Genomic DNA, 16257 nt, shown 5'->3' with positions numbered 1-16257 from the left:
TGTACATAATGAAAGAAACATTGTTTGAACTTTCTAAAAAGATGTTGACTTTTCTTAATTTCCAGCGAGAAATAGTAGACACCGTAGCACTTTGCGACGTAAGATGGATATATAGTGAACTTTCCATCTTTGGTGTTCTCATCCAGTTTAACCTCTTATTTCTGCATATTAAAACGGAAATACAGATAAAAACAAAAAAATTATTATAAGAGGTGAAATTATGAACAAACAGCATTTAATCGCATTAGACTTAGACGGTACTTTATTAACAGACAACAAAATAATTTCCACTCGAACAAAACATACAATTGCAAAGGCAAAGGAACAAGGACATATTGTCGTTATTTCAACAGGACGTCCATTCCGAGCTAGCTATGATTACTATAAAGAACTTGGCCTTAATACACCAATCGTAAACTTTAATGGCGCTTACGTACATCATCCTCTTGATTCAAAGTGGGGCACACATCACTCTCCTCTTGAGCTAGCAACAGCCCAAGAAATTGTCCGAGCTTGCTTTGATTTTGGCGTAAGAAATATATACGCTGAAGTAATGGACGATGTGTATGTTCGTGAAATTGATGAAGATAAAAAACATATTTTCGAATTCGGCTCTCCAAAGATTTTTACAGGAGACTTATTAAATATTTTAAACGACCATCCAACTTGCTTATTAATTGACGCACATGACGAGCATTCTAGTGCAATTCGTCAACATTTAACTGATATGCATGCTGAAGTGATCGACCATAGAAAATGGGGCGCACCTTGGCCGATTATTGAAATTGTAAAAAGCGGGTTAAATAAAGCTGTCGGATTACAAAAAATTTCTAGTCATTACAACATTCCACAAGAGCGAATTATCGCTTTCGGTGATGAAGATAACGACTTTGAAATGATTGAATTTGCTGGTCACGGCATCGCAATGGGTAATGCAATTCCTGAATTAAAATCACTCGCAAACCATACGACATTAACGAATGAAGAAGATGGTATTGCACTATATTTAGAAGAGGTTCTTGGATTGTAATCTAAAAATTCCCTGCTTATAGTTTCTCGCCAAACGCTCATACTATTATTAGACGCAAAAGTCAGCGCGTCGATTGTTTTCAGCTAAATAAAGGGGGTTTTTCGAATGGGTAAAAAGAACAAATCAAAACGTTTTATCCAACAAGGAGCCGATGCTGTAATGAAGCATGATGCAAGATTCCCATACCGTGGTACATTAGCTGAGGCAGAAAAAGCGAGAAGTAACTCTTCTTTTGGAGGGGTCTAAATGGGGAACTTACTATTCCAACAAGCTAGAGATGCTGTTGCAAATGCCGTATCTTGTTCAAGTGGCACCGAACAACAAGATCTCGTTTATAGAGCAAAAAACGCTTTGCACTCTGCTTATGCAAACTCTTCAACAGCTGAAAAAGTTCAGCTACGTGAAATGCAGGAGCAGTTGCAAAACATTACGAATTTACATTAAAAAAGAGGACCAACTTTGGTCCTCTTTAATCTTTTCGAAACAATCCAAACACCCCAACCGTTTGCAGTACGTTTGTAAATGCACCCGGGTCCACTTGTTTAATAACCCTCTCTAATTCATATAACTCGTAACGCGTAATAACAATCATTAACATTTCCTTATTTTCATTCGTATACGCACCTATTGCTGGTATAGTTGTAATCCCCCTCACTAAGCGCGAATGAATCGCCTTTCGTACATCCGCCCCATTCTTCGTAACGATTAATGCAGTAATTTTCACATGACGCGTATGAATTGCATCGATGATTCGCGTTGACACATACAAAGTTACCAAAGTATACAATGCTTTTTCCCATCCATACACATAGCCAGCAGCGATAATAATCAGTGCATTAAAGAAGAAAAAATACGTACCGACAGGCTTATCTTTAATCTTTGATAAAATCATGGCGATAATATCTAAACCACCTGTAGAAGCCCCCCACTTCAACGCAATCCCCACACCTATTGCCGAAATAATCCCGCCAAAAATCGCATTTAATATGATGTCGTTCGAAACTGCTCTAACTGGGATAATTTCTAGAAACAAAGTCATAAATATAACGCAAAGAAAACTGAAGAAAGTAAAAGCCTTTCCAACCTTTTTCCACGCTAAAATAACGACGGGAATATTAAATAAGCTAAACAATACCCCCGTTGATATATGAATAGATAAAAAGTCACCTAATATTTGTGATAACAATTGAGACAATCCAGCAAAGCCACTCGCGTACACTTTCGCTGGCGTCAAAAATAAATTCATTCCAATCGCATTCAACAAACCTGCGATGATTACAACGATTAACTTCTTTATAAGTTCAGCATAATTCAACTTCAAATCCATTTCTAATCCACCCTTATTATTCATGAATGCACTGCTATACATAGTCTTTACGAAAAAGGAAATGATAAACGTACAACGTTTAGAAATGGAGTTGATACATATGCCACATACGAGTGATAACGACAAAAAAGCACGCGATAATAATGCAAAGCGTACACAAAAAAATGAACAAGAACAAAAAAATATTCAGCAAGGTAAGCGTGCCTATTCTAAAAAGACCGATCACCTTTGATCCCATCGTACATCAACAATATTGTTGATGTACTTTTTTTACATTTCTCAGGAAAAAACATTAAAAATTCACTTCATGTTCACTTCTATATTCTACAATAGCGATAACATATTCGGATGAGGTGTTAGCATGAGAGGGAAACACATTTTCATTATTACTGCACTAATAAGTATATTAATGCTAGCTGCTTGTGGACAAAAAAACAGCTCAGCTACAGTCGCTACAGCAACAGACTCAACCATTAAGAAGAGCGACTTCGAAAAACAGTTGAAAGATCGTTACGGAAAAGACATGCTATACGAAATGATGGCACAAGACGTTATCACAAAAAAATATAAAGTATCTGACGATGATGTAGATAAAGAAGTACAAAAAGCGAAAAATCAATACGGAGACCAATTTAAAAACGTATTGAAAAACAACGGTTTAAAAGATGAAGCTGATTTTAAAAATCAAATTAAATTCAAACTCGCTATGAATGAAGCAATTAAGAAAAGTGTTACAGAAAAAGACGTGAAAGACCACTATAAACCAGAAATTAAAGCGAGCCATATTTTAGTAAGCGATGAAAACGAAGCGAAAGAAATAAAGAAAAAATTAGATGCTGGTGCTTCATTTGAAGAATTAGCAAAGCAAGAATCACAAGATCTACTATCAAAAGAAAAAGGCGGAGACCTTGGATATTTCCATTCAGGCAGAATGACACCTGAATTTGAAACAGCTGCCTATAAACTAAAGGTCGGACAAATTAGCAATCCCGTTAAATCACCAAACGGTTATCATATTATTAAATTAACTGATAAAAAAGAGTTAGAACCCTATGATGAAGTGAAAGACTCTATTCGCAAAAACTTAGAAGAAGAACGTATTGCTGACCCTACATTCGGTCAAAAATTGATACAAAAGGAATTAAAAAAGGCAAATATTAAAATAACTGATAGTGACTTGGAAGATACATTTACTTTTGTGCATGAGCAAGGAAATTAAAAAAGCACGATCTTATTGGAAAAATAAGATCGTGCTTTTTAATCTTTCATCAATATTTTTAACTTTTTCTTCAAGCTTTTATAATGCCAATTGATATGATCTAATTCTATCTCTACTTCAATTAGCGTATCTATTAAGTCTTCTTTAGATTGATGAGAGTTTATAATATTTTCAAGTAATTTTTCAAAACTTTTACTACTCTCATATATATCATTTAAATCGACCGCTACTATTTCACGTTCTTTTTCAGGGGATAATACGGAAAGTCGTTTTATTAATTGTTCTAGTACATTATCTGGCATTATCATACCTCCTTTTCTCTAACACATTATATGCACCTCACAATTAACCACGGATACCATAAGATTTCTTCTGCTTCAATTTCTCTATTATCAATTAAATGGATAATTTGTTTTGCATCTTCATAATTATCAACGAGTGATAAGTCATTTAATTTCTTGCCAAACACTTTAAAGTCCGCTTGTAAATTATTGAAAATAAATGAGTAAAATCCATTAGACTCATAACCGCATATATCAAATCCTAATATCCCATCATTCTTAACATCAGTAGGTAATGAACTTTTGAGAAAACCATATATGGAAACTTTACAGTCATTTTCTTCCCGCTCATTCATTAAAAAGTCCATCCGATACTCTTCTGAAAGATTTAAGCCGATAACTTCTAAGTTTTCTATCCCCTTTAAATAATTTTTCTTAAAGAATCTCGCATCCTCTAAATTTTTAAAAACATTCGGCCAGACAAACCTTTCTTCTTCCGTTAGTGTATCTAAAAAAGTTTGAGCACTTTCATGCCCTTCTTTACTAATCTCTAACCTTCTATTTATTATCTGAGCAATAGGATCATTTTTATTTGAATTACACCAAGGAAAAAACCAATAATCTGGAAATGTAGGGCGAACCCCATTACATATCGTTAAAATTGTTTGTGATAGCCCCTCGATATTACATTCTTTATAGATAAGCTCCCTTTCGTAGGAAATTATGAGGTATCCAGCACTATAATACTTCATTTACATACCTCTTTTCTTTTCAATTAAATTTAAATTCACACTCTCTTTCATATAGATGTAACTATCTATCCTTTCTATATTTTTTAAAATATCCCTCTTCCAATGATTCTCTTGTGGTAAACAAAAAAGAACTATCACTTCCCTAATAAACCTAGAGAAAAGATAGTTCTTTGTAGTCTCATTTTACTTCTTAAAGTACGTCCAACCTTCTTCTTGATAAACTTTTTCTTCTTTCATCAACTTACCAAGCGCACGCTTAAACGCAGCTTTACTCATATTGAAGCGTTCTTTAATGTCTTCTGGGTGGCTCTTATCCCAAAACGGCATTGCTCCGCCTCGTTCTTCCATATATGCATAAATTACAGCAGCATCATCTTCCATTCCTTCTTCTTTACGAGGAAGAAGTGAAATGTTAATTGTACCGTCATCTTTTACATCAATAATACGACCCGTTACACGTTCACCAATGCGTACTTGTTCTTTTCTTTCCGTATGGTGTAAGAAAGCACGGAAATGCTCATCAGTTAGTATGAATGAACCAACTTGAAGTGAACGATACACACGTCCATTTACGTTTTTATTACGCATAGATGGCGTCGCATCTACGATAATCTCTTGCATATCACTGTCTCTTGCCGGAAGAGCAATAAGTCGATCACGATTCGTTAATTTTAACGTACAATATAATTCGTCTCCAACTTCAGGCCATACTGGCATATAAATTGGGAACTCATCAGCTGGGATTAGTATATCTTTTGATACACCAATATTAACAAACACGCCTAAACTAGGAATAACTTCTACAACCTTTACCCAGTTCCAATCAAAAGTTGTAATAAGTGGCTCCTTCATTGTTGCTGAAACACGATTTTGATGATCAAGGTATAAGAATACATCAATCGTATCGCCTTCTTCAATTTCTCCAACTAATTCGTTTTTATGTAGGAAAATTTCTTCTTCTTCATTCCCAACCATATATCCGATTTCCGTTTCACGTAAAACAGTTACCTGTTCAATCGCTCCTAATTGTAAATACATATTTTTAATTCCCTTCTCTATATAAAGTGAAACTTTAATCAGTGGGGGTTTTGTTCCTTCCCACTGATTATCAACCCTCACCAATCGGGCGTTTACGGCAGTGGATCTCCCACTTAACTTCTTTGCTCTAACTGAATGCCCGTTAATGCGGGATAACATTATCTTTTTTATCATTCCAAACAAAAGTTAATTATAACACGATTTCCCCTTTATTTGTCCAACAGCCCAAAATTCACTATAATAAAATGAGGTTACATGATTATAAGTATGAAAACACTTAAGTCTAAGCTCGTTTTCAGCTATACTTTAGTATGTACAGTACATAAAAAGATTAGAAATTTATTTGGAGGTGCTAACTATGGCAAAAGAGAGTTCTTTTGACATCGTTTCGAAAGTAGAATTACCTGAAGTAACAAACGCAATTAACATCGCATTAAAGGAAATCCAAAACCGATATGACTTTAAAGGAAGTAAAAGTGATATTAAATTAGAAAAAGAAGTATTAGTTTTAACTTCTGACGACGAGTTCAAATTAGACCAAGTAAAAGACGTTCTAATTGCTAAACTTGTAAAACGTAACGTTCCAATTAAAAACTTGGATTATGGAAAAGTTGAAGCTGCGACTGGTAACACTGTTCGCCAACGCGCAACACTTCAACAAGGTATCGATAAAGATAACGCAAAAAAAATTAACAACATTATTAAAGAAATGAAATTAAAAGTAAAAACACAAGTACAAGATGACCAAGTACGTGTTACAGCGAAAAGCCGTGATGACTTACAAGCAGTCATCGCAGCAGTTCGCAGTGCTGATTTACCGATTGACGTACAATTCATTAACTACCGCTAAAAAGAAAAACATCCTCTACACAGAGGATGTTTTTCTTTTTAGCGAGTAGGGAAACTCACAATCGGATAGTTTGCATAAAGTGAAACTTTAATCAGTGGGGTTTTCCTCATCCCCACTGATTATTAGCCCTCACCAATCGGACTTTTATGGGCAGCCCGCCCCCCACCTAACTTCTTTACTTTCGCTGAATTTTGAGGTGGGGGTCTTACTGCCCATTAAAGCGGGATAAATCAAGGAAGCCCTTTTGAAAATCGATGCAAGATCATCCTCCCGGCTCAAATGTAACAAATTATGAGTATAAGAATATTTTCCACCCTTTCATGTAATGTAAAATGAGTAAGGAATTTGTTTTATGAAAAATATTCATTAAAAAAGAGTTAGAAGTGGTTATTTGAAAAAATTAATACTATGGTTTTTATTAACTACATTCTGTCTACATATTGCAGGATGTTCTAATAATATGACTACACTCAAGGATAAATCTAAAACTTCAACACCAGCGAAGTGCAAACACATCAACAAAGCTTGGTATAAGAAACATATGTAATGCAATGCTCGAATTACTTTAATTTTAATACTATATAGACGGAAATATAAATTATCAACAAGGATACAAACTTCAAAAATGATTTTAGAATCAAGTGTATAGAAAATAATAAGATGTTTATAAGCGTAAAACCTACAGCAATTTCCCCTGTGGGTTTTGTTCTATGTATAAGTAATTTTCAAGAATTTATAAATGTTTTTTTAAATATTTTTCTTTAATCCTTTTTATATAATGCTCTTTTTCTGTTAGTTCAAATATAAATAATGCTTTTTTCATGTTATCAACAATATCTTCTTCATTATGTTCTTTAATCCTTAATAAATTCCAGCCCTTTAAATAGTATAGTTCACCTAATAGGTATAACGTGTTTAAATTAATAGCTAATTTGATGCCCTTATCAAGGTATTTCATTGCCTCTTCATGTTGATATGCCTGACCTAAACAGTTCGCTAAATTAAAAATGATTTTTAATTTAATTTCTCTATCTCTAGGAAAATCTAACTTATTAAAGTTAGTTAAACATTTTCTTAATATATCAATACTTTTTTCATATTCTTTGTTTTCCGCATAAAATATAGACATTGTCTGCATAATATCTATTTCTCTTTCTGATAAAAAATCAGCATTGGTTAACGTTAGTTTTAATGCATTATTTAAAAGATCTAACGCCGTTTTTGTTGATCTATCAACCATAAATATAGCAATTGCTTCATGCCATAGTAGAAATTGTTTATCTTCTTTCGTCTGGAAAGCATTTTCATCTTTTTCTTTTTTTACTATCTCATAAAGTTCTGTATATTGTTTTTGCTTTATGCAATCTCTTATTACACATTTTACATTTTCTACATATTTCAATCTTTTATTTTGAGTTAGTGCAAATATATTATTCGGATCAATACCAAGTCTTTCAGATAGTTGATATAACAATATACTTGATGGAAAAATCATACCTTTTTCTATTTTGCTAATTTGACTTTGCGAACATATTCCATGACACAATTCAGATTGTGATATATTCTTTTTCACTCTAAGTTCTTTAATGGTAATACCCAAATCGTAAAATTCCATTTTTCCTCCTCAAATGTGCAAACCTTAATGAGTATAAGACTATTTTTCATCCTTTAATGTAATGTAAAATTCATATAGTTGCAATTATTGTTTGTTCTAACGGGCTTTTCACTTCTTTGCTCAGCTACATTTCGAGGTGAGAGTCTTACTTCACAGAAAAACAGACTAGGGAGAAAGTTTTCTCCTTAGCCTGTCCCACCAAGATTTCGCATTTATTAAGAGCAACACCATATTGCTTTATCAAATGATTTTTTAGGAATGTATACTTTATCATTTTCAATTTTGTATTTTATATCATTTCTCTTCAGAACTGCCGTATCAACAGAATGAACACTATCGCCCCACCGAACAAATTCTCCATCATCACGGTTGTCCCAAAGATAAAAACTTATGAATATGATAAAAACACATAAGCATAGAGCGAACCACTTCTTTTTCCGCAAATACCTCACCACCTTAAACTAAAGAAGAACTACTAAAAAAACGCTACTCATTTCCGTCTTTTTTTAACCGCAAGTAAAAACGCAATAAACAATACGTTCACACCAACGATTAAAGAGATAAATAGCCAATTCACACCTGTTTCCCCGTTAACTTTATACACATTTGACTCTTCACGCTTTAAAACGAGATAAAACTTTCCGTTTTCTTCTCTTATAATTTCATCTTCTAACAACCCTCGTAACTCTTGTTTTTCACCAATCGTACTTACAGGTAAAGCAACTTTTTGTGTTTCTTTCGTATTATTAATCGCTACTACTGTCACTTCATCTTTATACTTTCGTTTTAGTACACTCATTCCATCTTTATCATATAAAAGCTCAAACGTTCCGCGTCGCAAAGACGGTCTCGTTTGTCTCAGTTCACCGAGTTTCGTTATATGCTGCATAAATTTTTCATCTGATTTAAAATCCATTAATCGCCTATTATCTGGGGTATCCCCTCCATCTAATGCAATTTCAGTCCCGTAATAAAAATTCGGAATACCTGGTGCTGTCAATAAATATGTAAGAGCTAGTTTCAAACGAGACGGCGGATAATTCATATTATCTTTTGCAATACGGGCAAATCTTTTTGTATCTTGATTATCTAAAAATGTAACGAATTCCCCTTCTTTTTTACTCACATCATATAAAGGTTCCACCGATACATCGACTTTGGAAAACGATTCTACTATTTTTTTGTTATATTCACTATCTTCCTCTGTCATAATACGAAAATCTTTCTTTATCGCTTGCATATCTTTTTGCACGTCATCCCAGAAAGAACGCGATTTTTTTTCACCATGTATCACATAACTTCCATCTAAATCGACTTCTTTGATCCACCATTTCATCGCGTCGATGACTTGTTGTTCGTTTTCTCCAAGTGGAAATTGAAGTACAACTTTCATTCCTTTTGCGTGCGCTTCTTGTACAAGTTCTTTCACATCATTTTCTGTTCCGAAATGTTCATTTACCTTTTGAAAATTGTGCACGTCTAACCCATCGTACTTTCCACTTTCAAAAAGTGGAGAAAGTATAACAGCGGTAAAGCCCATTTCTTTTATGTAATCCAGTCTTTTTATAATCCCTCTTATATCTCCACCCTGATATCCTTCTAAATTGCCAACTTCTAACTGTTTGTCATTTTTTGGTTCTCCATTATTAAAGCGATCAATCATAACGGAATATATAACTTCATCTCGCCACTCTCTTTTTTCATCTGCAAACGTATGTATTGGTACAAACAAAACGACAGCTAAACAAAAACAAATAAATAGTTTCCTAGTCCGTATTTTCCTCACACGCATCCCCCATGTTTTTTAATTGTAAGAATATTATACCAATTATTCAAACGAATCGCATACGTTGATTTCATTCTCCTCAAAATACTTCATGTTAGATTTCCTTACATGAAGTATAAAGTTTTCTGAATTTTTAGTTGATTTTTCTTTTCGTTTCGAATATGATATGAAACATAACATATTGATGTTATTTTTTCTAACATTATAGGAGGAGAGAGAATGAATACAGGCGATACGGTTTTTATGTTTGTAACGACAGTAATGGTCATGTTAATGACACCAGGATTGGCACTTTTTTATGGGGGCATGGTTCGCAGTAAAAACGTACTCAGTACGACAATGCATAGTTATAGTGCAATGGCTATCGTTTCGATTCAGTGGATTGTGATCGGATATTCTTTATCATTCGGACCAGATTGGCACGGACTTATCGGTACACTCGATTGGTTCGGTTTAAACGGAGTTACCTACGCACCAAATCCAGACTACTCATCTACTATTCCTCACAACTTATTTATGATGTTCCAACTCATGTTCGCCATTTTAACTCCCGCTTTAATTTCAGGTGCATTCGCCGAAAGAATGCGATTTTCTGCTTTCCTTATTTTCATACTTCTATGGACAACAATCGTTTACAATCCTGTCGCTCATTGGGTATGGGGCGTTGGTGGGTGGCTAAGAGAACTTGGCGCGTTAGACTTCGCTGGTGGTAACGTCGTTCATATTACATCTGGCGTGGCCGGCCTTGTATTAGCTATTTTTCTTGGAAAACGAAAAAACATAAACGGTACTTCTCCTCACCATTTACCATTCACAATGTTAGGCGCCGGTCTACTATGGTTCGGCTGGTTCGGTTTTAACGTTGGTAGCGCATTATCTTTAAATGATATAGCTTTAACTGCATTTATTAATACAAATATAGCCGCTGCTGCCTCCGCATTAACTTGGATGCTTTCAGAATGGCTCTTCCAATCAAAACCGACTGCGATGGGAGCTGCTTGCGGAGTTGTTTCCGGTTTAGTCGCTATTACACCAGCTTGCGGGTTCGTTACACCTTTCTCCGCTCTTCTTATTGGAGCCATCGGCGGCGTATTATGCTTCGGAGCAGTCTTTTTCTTAAAAACAAAATTTGGATACGACGATACACTCGATGCATTCGGATGCCACGGTATCGGCGGCACTTGGGGTGGTATTGCGACAGGTCTATTTGCAACTACTACTGTAAACAGTGATGGCGCAAACGGATTATTTTACGGAAACGCCGCTTTACTGTTTAAACAACTGATAGCAATCGGCGCAACATATGCATTCACGATCATCATGACGTATGCCATTATTAAAATAATTAACTTCTTCCTCCCTGTTCGAGTAGATGAGCATGAGGAACATATGGGACTTGATATTTCGATGCACGGGGAGAAAGCTTATGAGTATACGGAGCGGGTGAACTAAAAAAGAGATGCAATCTATTGGTAGTAGATTGCATCTCTTTTTATTGTAGTTGTTGGCGTTGTATACCTCCTATGGTATTTAGGCGGATATATCAGCGATTATTCGGATATATCGACGATTTTTTAAATATATCAGCGATTATTTCAATATATCGATTTACCAACAAATTCCGACATAACGAAACTGAAGAATACCCCGGCGTAATTTTATGCAAAAAAAAGACGACCGTTTAACAGTCGTCTTTTCCTACTTATTTCGGAGCATTTCCTACATATTGCGTAATATCAACATTTAAAGCTTGCGCTAAACGCATTCCGTAATCGTGATCTGCACGGAAGAAGTTACAAATAGCTAATAATTTCGTGCGTTCATTTACGTCTTTTAAGTCATTTGTTAAATTCGCAATTAAGTTGTCTTGCTCTTCTTTAGAGAATGAACGATAACGCTCACCTGCTTGTTTGAAGTCATTTGGTTTTTCAATTTTTTCACGAGATACATAGCCTTCAACTTTCATAGTTGAATCGCGGTAAGTTGGGTCTTCAACTGGATTTTCAGCATGACGGCTCGGTTCGTAGTTGATTGTAGATGGGTTTTGATTGATTTGCATCGCACCATCACGTTGTTGGTTATGAACAGCTGCGTATGGGCAGTTTACAGGAATTTGTAAGTAGTTTGCACCAAGACGATAACGCTGTGTATCTGGGTAAGAGAATAAACGACCTTGTAATAATTTATCTTCAGATGGTTCAATACCATTTACAGTTGCACTTGGAGAGAACGCCACTTGCTCTACTTCTGCGAAGAAGTTTTTCGGGTTACGATTTAAAGTCATCGTCCCTACTTCAATTAATGGGAAGCGATCTTCTGGCCATACTTTCGTTGGGTCTAGTGGATCAAAGTCTAAAGAATCTGTTTCATCTAGTTGCATCACTTGTACGTGTAAATCCCACTTCGGATAATTTCCTTTTTCGATTGCATCGAACAAGTCACGAGTTGCATGATTGAAATCTTTTCCTTGTACTTCTTGCACCTCTTTTGCACTTAAGTTACGTACACTTTGCTGTGGTTTCCAGTGATATTTAATGTAGACGATTTTACCTTCTGCATTAATCCATTTAAATGAATGGACACCGAAACCTTCCATTTCGCGATAGCTCGCTGGTGTACCATAATCAGAAAACACCCATGTCATCATATGTGTAGATTCCGGACTTAACGTCATGAAATCCCAGTAACGATCTGGCGTTTGAATATTTGTATCAGGTGCTGGTTTTAAAGAATGCACCATATCAGGGAATTTAATTGCATCACGAATGAAGAAGACCGGTAAATGGTTACCTACGATATCGTAATTCCCTTCTTCTGTATAAAATTTAACAGCGAACCCACGTGGGTCACGAGCTGTTTCCGGAGAACCTTGACCATGGATAACCGTTGAGAAACGAACAAATACAGGCGTTTCAGTTCCTTCATTTTGTAAAAATGCTGCTTTCGTATATTGCTTCATGCTGTTTTTCGTTACGAATACACCGTGAGCACCTGCACCACGTGCATGTACAACACGCTCTGGAATACGTTCACGATCAAAGTGAGCCAGTTTTTCTACTAAATGATAGTCTTCTAATAATACCGGTCCACGGCGACCAGCTGTACGAGAATTTTGGTTGTCTCCAACTGGAGCACCTTGGTTTGTTGTTAAGCGATTATTTGGATTCATCTAGGGGGATCCTCCTCTTTCTTTCATAGTAATTATTACTTATTTAAAATTATTATAAACTAATTATTATTCAAAATTAAGTTCTTGTCAACTATTTCCTTCATTTTTTTGGAAACAATTTCAGCTAAGCAATCAATAAATACAGATTGTGAATTTGGCATATTCGGTCTAAAATATGTCACGTTTAATTCATCAGTTACAACTTTACATTCGTAATCGTTGTCATATAAAACTTCTAAATGCTCTGCCACAAAGCCAATTGGGCAATATACAAAAGATTCATATCCATGCTTTTCAAATAAATCTCTCGTTAAATCTTGTACATCCGGTCCAATCCATGGATCCTTTGTATTTCCAGCACTTTGCCAACCAATTGTATAGTTCTGAATATTTGCAGCTGCTGCGATTAAATCCGCTGTATGTTGCACTTGCTCCACATAAGGGTCCCCTGCTGCAATAATTTTTTCTGGTAAACTATGTGCTGAAAAAATTACGACTGCTTTCTCTTTATCTTCAATCTTTGTACATGTTTCTTTTATTTGATCTGCCCAATAGGAAATAAATTTCGGTTCCTCGTACCATTGTTCAATCGGTTCAATAACAGGGCCACCGATTTCTTTTGAAAGACGAATCGCACGGTCATTATACGCTTTAATACTAAATGTAGAATAATGCGGCGCTAATACGATACTAATCGCCTGCTCAATTCCATCGCGCTTCATCTCTTCTACTGCATCTTCTATAAATGGAGTAATATGTTTTAAACCTAAGTAACAAGTAAATTCATACTCTGTAAACATATTATTCATTGAATCTGTTAATTTATGCGCTTGCTCTTTCGTAATTTTTGCAAGTGGTGAAATTCCACCAATCGCTTTATAGCGCCCGATTAAGTCTTGGAGTGCTTCTTCGGAAGGTTTACGACCGTGGCGAATATGTGTGTAGTACGCTTCTACATCGTCTAATGATTCTGGCGTTCCATACGCCATTACGAGTAAACCTATTTTTTTCTTTGTCATCTATATAACACCTCAATTTTATAAATGAGAATCTTTTTCAAGAACATTTGTTTCCAATTATAACAACTAATAATAAGTACGTCAAAATAATTATTCTAAATAAATATTATTTCTAATATGATTTTGAATTTTATTTGACAATTTATTTAATAAAAAGCGACTTACATAAAAGTAAGCCGCTTTTCCCTTATTCTTTAATATTTACCCCATACTCTTTAAACCAAACATGAATTTGCGCTAAATGAGCTAAAAGTTGCGGCCCAGTCATTAATTGACCGAACCAAGGTTTTTGAAACGCACTACCGCCTGACTCAATTAATCCGCTCAGTTGCTCTTTATCAAATAGTTCGTGTAAAATTGATCCTTTATCCGTTAATAAATCCTGTAGCCATACTGTGACTGCGTTTGTATAGTGCGGATTATGCGTTTTCGGATACGGGCTCTTCTTTCTATATAAGATATCATTTGGAAGTAATCCTTCTAACGCTTTACGCAATAGACCTTTTTCGCGGTTTTTATACATTTTCATTTCCCAAGGAATATTCCACGCATATTCGACAAGTCGATGATCCGCAAACGGAACGCGCACTTCTAAGCTTGCCCCCATGCTCATACGGTCTTTTCTGTCTAATAATGTTGTCATAAACCATACCATGTTCAAGTAAAATAATTGTCGTCTCTTTGCTTCAATTGGGCTTTCTCCCTCTAAAATAGGAACTTCTTGAATGGATTCTTCATAACGCTGCTGTACATATTGTTGTAAGTTTAATTTATTTCTCCATTCTTTCTTTAGCAATTGTTCACGCGCTTCTGTAGAGCGCATCCACGGAAACGCACTCGATTGCAAATCATCTTCTCTATAAAACCAAGGATAACCACCAAATATTTCATCTGCACATTCCCCAGATAAACCTACGACAAAATCTTGTTTAATTTCACGACAAAACCATAATAATGACGAATCAATATCTGCCATACCAGGTAAATCACGAACGAGTACGGCTTCTGTTAAATACTGCGCTAATTGTTCATTTGAAATGACGCAGCGATGATGAATCGTTTCAAACGTATCCGTCATCAAATTAATAAATGGTGCATCTGAATTTGGCTGGAACGCATTCGCTTTAAAGTATTTGTCATTATCTTCATAATCAACAGAGTATGTGTGTAATTGCCCTTTTCCTGACCTTGCATATTCTTTCGCAGCAATTGCTGTTATAGCGCTCGAATCTACACCGCCTGATAGAAAAGTACATAGTGGTACATCAGAAACGAGCTGCCTTGTAATCGCATCTTGTAATAAAAAGCGTGTTTTCTCCACTGTTTCTTCAAAGGAGTCTTCGTGCTTTTTGCTTTCCACATTCCAATATCTCCATATACATAAACCGTTCTTTGAAAATGTCATCGCATGCCCTGGACGTAATTCTTTTATACCAGCATAAATACCATGACCAGGCGTTCTAGATGGACCAAGGCCGAATATTTCAGATAACCCTTCTAACGTTACTTCTGCCTTCACATCTGGATGCGCCAGTATCGCTTTTAACTCTGAACCAAATAGTAATCGCCCGCTGTCATATTTATAAAATAGCGGTTTTACACCTAAACGATCTCTTGCAATAAATACTTGTTCTTTCTGTTCATCCCATACAGCAAACGCATATATACCGTTTAAATGATCGACGCATTCTTCTTTCCATTCGATATACGACGCTAATAGCACCTCCGTATCAGAATGACCTTTGAACGTATATCCTCTTCTTAATAATTCCTTTCGAATATCTTCTGTATTATACAATTCACCGTTATAGCAAATTGCATAATTTGTTTCGTTCTTTAAACAAGTCATCGGCTGTTTGCCACCTTCAGGATCAACAACGATTAACCGTTTATGCCCAAATGCGACATTGCCTTTAATCCAAACTTTATTATCATCTGGGCCGCGCTTTGCTAACGTCTCAGCCATCTTCGTAACGACGTCCCGTTCTCCTTCTAATGAGCGTTTATAATCCACCCATCCTGTAATCCCGCACATACGAATCATCCTTCCATCTTATTTCTTTTCTTGAACGTGCAGTAATCCCCACCCTTAGAGGTGCGGATTAAAAAATGAAAAACTTGACGATAACCTACTATCCACATACGGAATAGCATTTTCACTCAGTAAAACG

General features: G+C 35.6%; 17 protein-coding genes. 7 read left to right on the top strand and 10 right to left on the bottom strand.

The annotated features are described in order from the left end of the window. Positions 1-220 precede the first annotated feature (220 nt). The 3 genes from ACTFOB_RS24820 to ACTFOB_RS24810 all read left to right on the top strand — a co-directional run bounded on the left by ACTFOB_RS24820 (position 221) and on the right by ACTFOB_RS24810 (position 1474). Positions 221-1030: a Cof-type HAD-IIB family hydrolase gene (locus ACTFOB_RS24820; protein WP_151631323.1), complete on the top strand. Its 810-nt coding sequence runs from the start codon at positions 221-223 to the stop codon at positions 1028-1030. Positions 1031-1135: 105 nt separating this feature from the next. Next, positions 1136-1276 carry a hypothetical protein gene (locus ACTFOB_RS24815; RefSeq protein WP_000516816.1) on the top strand — a complete coding sequence of 47 codons (141 nt, stop codon included), beginning with the start codon at positions 1136-1138 and terminating at the stop codon, positions 1274-1276. Further along, complete coding sequence (locus ACTFOB_RS24810) at positions 1277-1474, top strand: DUF3813 domain-containing protein (RefSeq protein ID WP_000527398.1); 198 nt, start codon at positions 1277-1279, stop codon at positions 1472-1474. 25 nt (positions 1475-1499) lie between these two features. Here ACTFOB_RS24810 and ACTFOB_RS24805 read toward each other — a convergent pair whose 3' ends face one another. Continuing rightward, positions 1500-2357 (bottom strand): YitT family protein, encoded by an 858-nt coding sequence (locus tag ACTFOB_RS24805; protein ID WP_440029662.1) that lies wholly within the window; start codon positions 2355-2357, stop codon positions 1500-1502. Between the two features lie 100 nt (positions 2358-2457). Here ACTFOB_RS24805 and ACTFOB_RS24800 point away from each other — a divergent pair, with 100 nt between their 5' ends. Then, positions 2458-2589: a DUF3941 domain-containing protein gene (locus ACTFOB_RS24800; protein WP_001120851.1), complete on the top strand. Its 132-nt coding sequence runs from the start codon at positions 2458-2460 to the stop codon at positions 2587-2589. A gap of 129 nt (positions 2590-2718) precedes the next feature. Then, entirely contained in the window at positions 2719-3576 is an 858-nt protein-coding gene (prsA, locus tag ACTFOB_RS24795) for a peptidylprolyl isomerase PrsA (protein WP_440029660.1), read from the top strand. A 38-nt stretch (positions 3577-3614) separates the two neighbouring features. Here prsA and ACTFOB_RS24790 read toward each other — a convergent pair whose 3' ends face one another. The 3 genes from ACTFOB_RS24790 to ACTFOB_RS24780 all read right to left on the bottom strand — a co-directional run bounded on the left by ACTFOB_RS24790 (position 3615) and on the right by ACTFOB_RS24780 (position 5647). Next, a complete protein-coding gene (locus ACTFOB_RS24790) occupies positions 3615-3878 on the bottom strand; it encodes a hypothetical protein (RefSeq protein WP_440029658.1) in 264 nt (87 codons plus the stop codon). A gap of 26 nt (positions 3879-3904) precedes the next feature. Continuing rightward, positions 3905-4609, bottom strand: a complete 705-nt coding sequence (locus ACTFOB_RS24785) for a hypothetical protein (RefSeq protein ID WP_440029656.1) — start codon at positions 4607-4609, stop codon at positions 3905-3907. 183 nt (positions 4610-4792) lie between these two features. Beyond that, the gene (locus tag ACTFOB_RS24780; RefSeq protein ID WP_440029654.1) at positions 4793-5647 is read right to left on the bottom strand and encodes a CvfB family protein; all 855 of its coding nucleotides are present in this window, start codon (positions 5645-5647) and stop codon (positions 4793-4795) included. 358 nt (positions 5648-6005) lie between these two features. On the opposite strand from ACTFOB_RS24780, the gene ACTFOB_RS24775 reads away from it, so the two are divergent. Beyond that, entirely contained in the window at positions 6006-6497 is a 492-nt protein-coding gene (locus ACTFOB_RS24775; protein WP_061678717.1) for a YajQ family cyclic di-GMP-binding protein, read from the top strand. A gap of 733 nt (positions 6498-7230) precedes the next feature. Here the strand turns inward: ACTFOB_RS24775 and ACTFOB_RS24770 are convergent. The 3 genes from ACTFOB_RS24770 to ACTFOB_RS24760 form a co-directional block, all read right to left on the bottom strand. Next, positions 7231-8112 carry a helix-turn-helix domain-containing protein gene (locus tag ACTFOB_RS24770; protein ID WP_440029651.1) on the bottom strand — a complete coding sequence of 294 codons (882 nt, stop codon included), beginning with the start codon at positions 8110-8112 and terminating at the stop codon, positions 7231-7233. 215 nt (positions 8113-8327) lie between these two features. Next, positions 8328-8555 carry a hypothetical protein gene (locus tag ACTFOB_RS24765; protein WP_440029649.1) on the bottom strand — a complete coding sequence of 76 codons (228 nt, stop codon included), beginning with the start codon at positions 8553-8555 and terminating at the stop codon, positions 8328-8330. 47 nt (positions 8556-8602) lie between these two features. Next, complete coding sequence (locus ACTFOB_RS24760) at positions 8603-9904, bottom strand: alpha-amylase family glycosyl hydrolase (protein ID WP_440029647.1); 1302 nt, start codon at positions 9902-9904, stop codon at positions 8603-8605. A gap of 213 nt (positions 9905-10117) precedes the next feature. On the opposite strand from ACTFOB_RS24760, the gene ACTFOB_RS24755 reads away from it, so the two are divergent. Then, complete coding sequence (locus ACTFOB_RS24755; RefSeq protein WP_440029645.1) at positions 10118-11350, top strand: ammonium transporter; 1233 nt, start codon at positions 10118-10120, stop codon at positions 11348-11350. Positions 11351-11600: 250 nt separating this feature from the next. On the opposite strand, the gene katB is transcribed toward ACTFOB_RS24755, so the two are convergent. The 3 genes from katB to asnB all read right to left on the bottom strand — a co-directional run bounded on the left by katB (position 11601) and on the right by asnB (position 16121). Continuing rightward, the gene (katB, locus tag ACTFOB_RS24750; protein ID WP_440029643.1) at positions 11601-13067 is read right to left on the bottom strand and encodes a catalase KatB; all 1467 of its coding nucleotides are present in this window, start codon (positions 13065-13067) and stop codon (positions 11601-11603) included. A gap of 59 nt (positions 13068-13126) precedes the next feature. Further along, positions 13127-14086: a ferrochelatase gene (gene hemH / locus ACTFOB_RS24745; RefSeq protein ID WP_440029641.1), complete on the bottom strand. Its 960-nt coding sequence runs from the start codon at positions 14084-14086 to the stop codon at positions 13127-13129. Positions 14087-14273: 187 nt separating this feature from the next. After that, positions 14274-16121: an asparagine synthase (glutamine-hydrolyzing) gene (gene asnB / locus ACTFOB_RS24740; protein WP_440029640.1), complete on the bottom strand. Its 1848-nt coding sequence runs from the start codon at positions 16119-16121 to the stop codon at positions 14274-14276. Between the last annotated feature and the right edge of the window lie 136 nt (positions 16122-16257).

Source organism: Bacillus cereus group sp. MYBK79-1 (assembly GCF_051915365.1).
GTDB lineage: Bacteria > Bacillota > Bacilli > Bacillales > Bacillaceae_G > Bacillus_A.
The sequence above is the reverse complement of the archived record's forward strand: the minus strand, read 5'-3'. Positions and strand labels throughout refer to the sequence as shown.

What these genes read in the sequence shown, in the direction of transcription:
- ACTFOB_RS24820 (WP_151631323.1), top strand. Translation starts at nt 221, where the DNA reads ATGAACAAACAGCATTTAATCGCATTAGACTTAGACGGTACTTTATTA.
- ACTFOB_RS24815 (WP_000516816.1), top strand. Translation starts at nt 1,136, where the DNA reads ATGGGTAAAAAGAACAAATCAAAACGTTTTATCCAACAAGGAGCCGAT.
- ACTFOB_RS24810 (WP_000527398.1), top strand. Translation starts at nt 1,277, where the DNA reads ATGGGGAACTTACTATTCCAACAAGCTAGAGATGCTGTTGCAAATGCC.
- ACTFOB_RS24805 (WP_440029662.1), bottom strand. Translation starts at nt 2,357, where the DNA reads ATGGATTTGAAGTTGAATTATGCTGAACTTATAAAGAAGTTAATCGTT.
- ACTFOB_RS24800 (WP_001120851.1), top strand. Translation starts at nt 2,458, where the DNA reads ATGCCACATACGAGTGATAACGACAAAAAAGCACGCGATAATAATGCA.
- prsA (WP_440029660.1), top strand. Translation starts at nt 2,719, where the DNA reads ATGAGAGGGAAACACATTTTCATTATTACTGCACTAATAAGTATATTA.
- ACTFOB_RS24790 (WP_440029658.1), bottom strand. Translation starts at nt 3,878, where the DNA reads ATGCCAGATAATGTACTAGAACAATTAATAAAACGACTTTCCGTATTA.
- ACTFOB_RS24785 (WP_440029656.1), bottom strand. Translation starts at nt 4,609, where the DNA reads ATGAAGTATTATAGTGCTGGATACCTCATAATTTCCTACGAAAGGGAG.
- ACTFOB_RS24780 (WP_440029654.1), bottom strand. Translation starts at nt 5,647, where the DNA reads ATGTATTTACAATTAGGAGCGATTGAACAGGTAACTGTTTTACGTGAA.
- ACTFOB_RS24775 (WP_061678717.1), top strand. Translation starts at nt 6,006, where the DNA reads ATGGCAAAAGAGAGTTCTTTTGACATCGTTTCGAAAGTAGAATTACCT.
- ACTFOB_RS24770 (WP_440029651.1), bottom strand. Translation starts at nt 8,112, where the DNA reads ATGGAATTTTACGATTTGGGTATTACCATTAAAGAACTTAGAGTGAAA.
- ACTFOB_RS24760 (WP_440029647.1), bottom strand. Translation starts at nt 9,904, where the DNA reads ATGCGTGTGAGGAAAATACGGACTAGGAAACTATTTATTTGTTTTTGT.
- ACTFOB_RS24755 (WP_440029645.1), top strand. Translation starts at nt 10,118, where the DNA reads ATGAATACAGGCGATACGGTTTTTATGTTTGTAACGACAGTAATGGTC.
- katB (WP_440029643.1), bottom strand. Translation starts at nt 13,067, where the DNA reads ATGAATCCAAATAATCGCTTAACAACAAACCAAGGTGCTCCAGTTGGA.
- hemH (WP_440029641.1), bottom strand. Translation starts at nt 14,086, where the DNA reads ATGACAAAGAAAAAAATAGGTTTACTCGTAATGGCGTATGGAACGCCA.
- asnB (WP_440029640.1), bottom strand. Translation starts at nt 16,121, where the DNA reads ATGTGCGGGATTACAGGATGGGTGGATTATAAACGCTCATTAGAAGGA.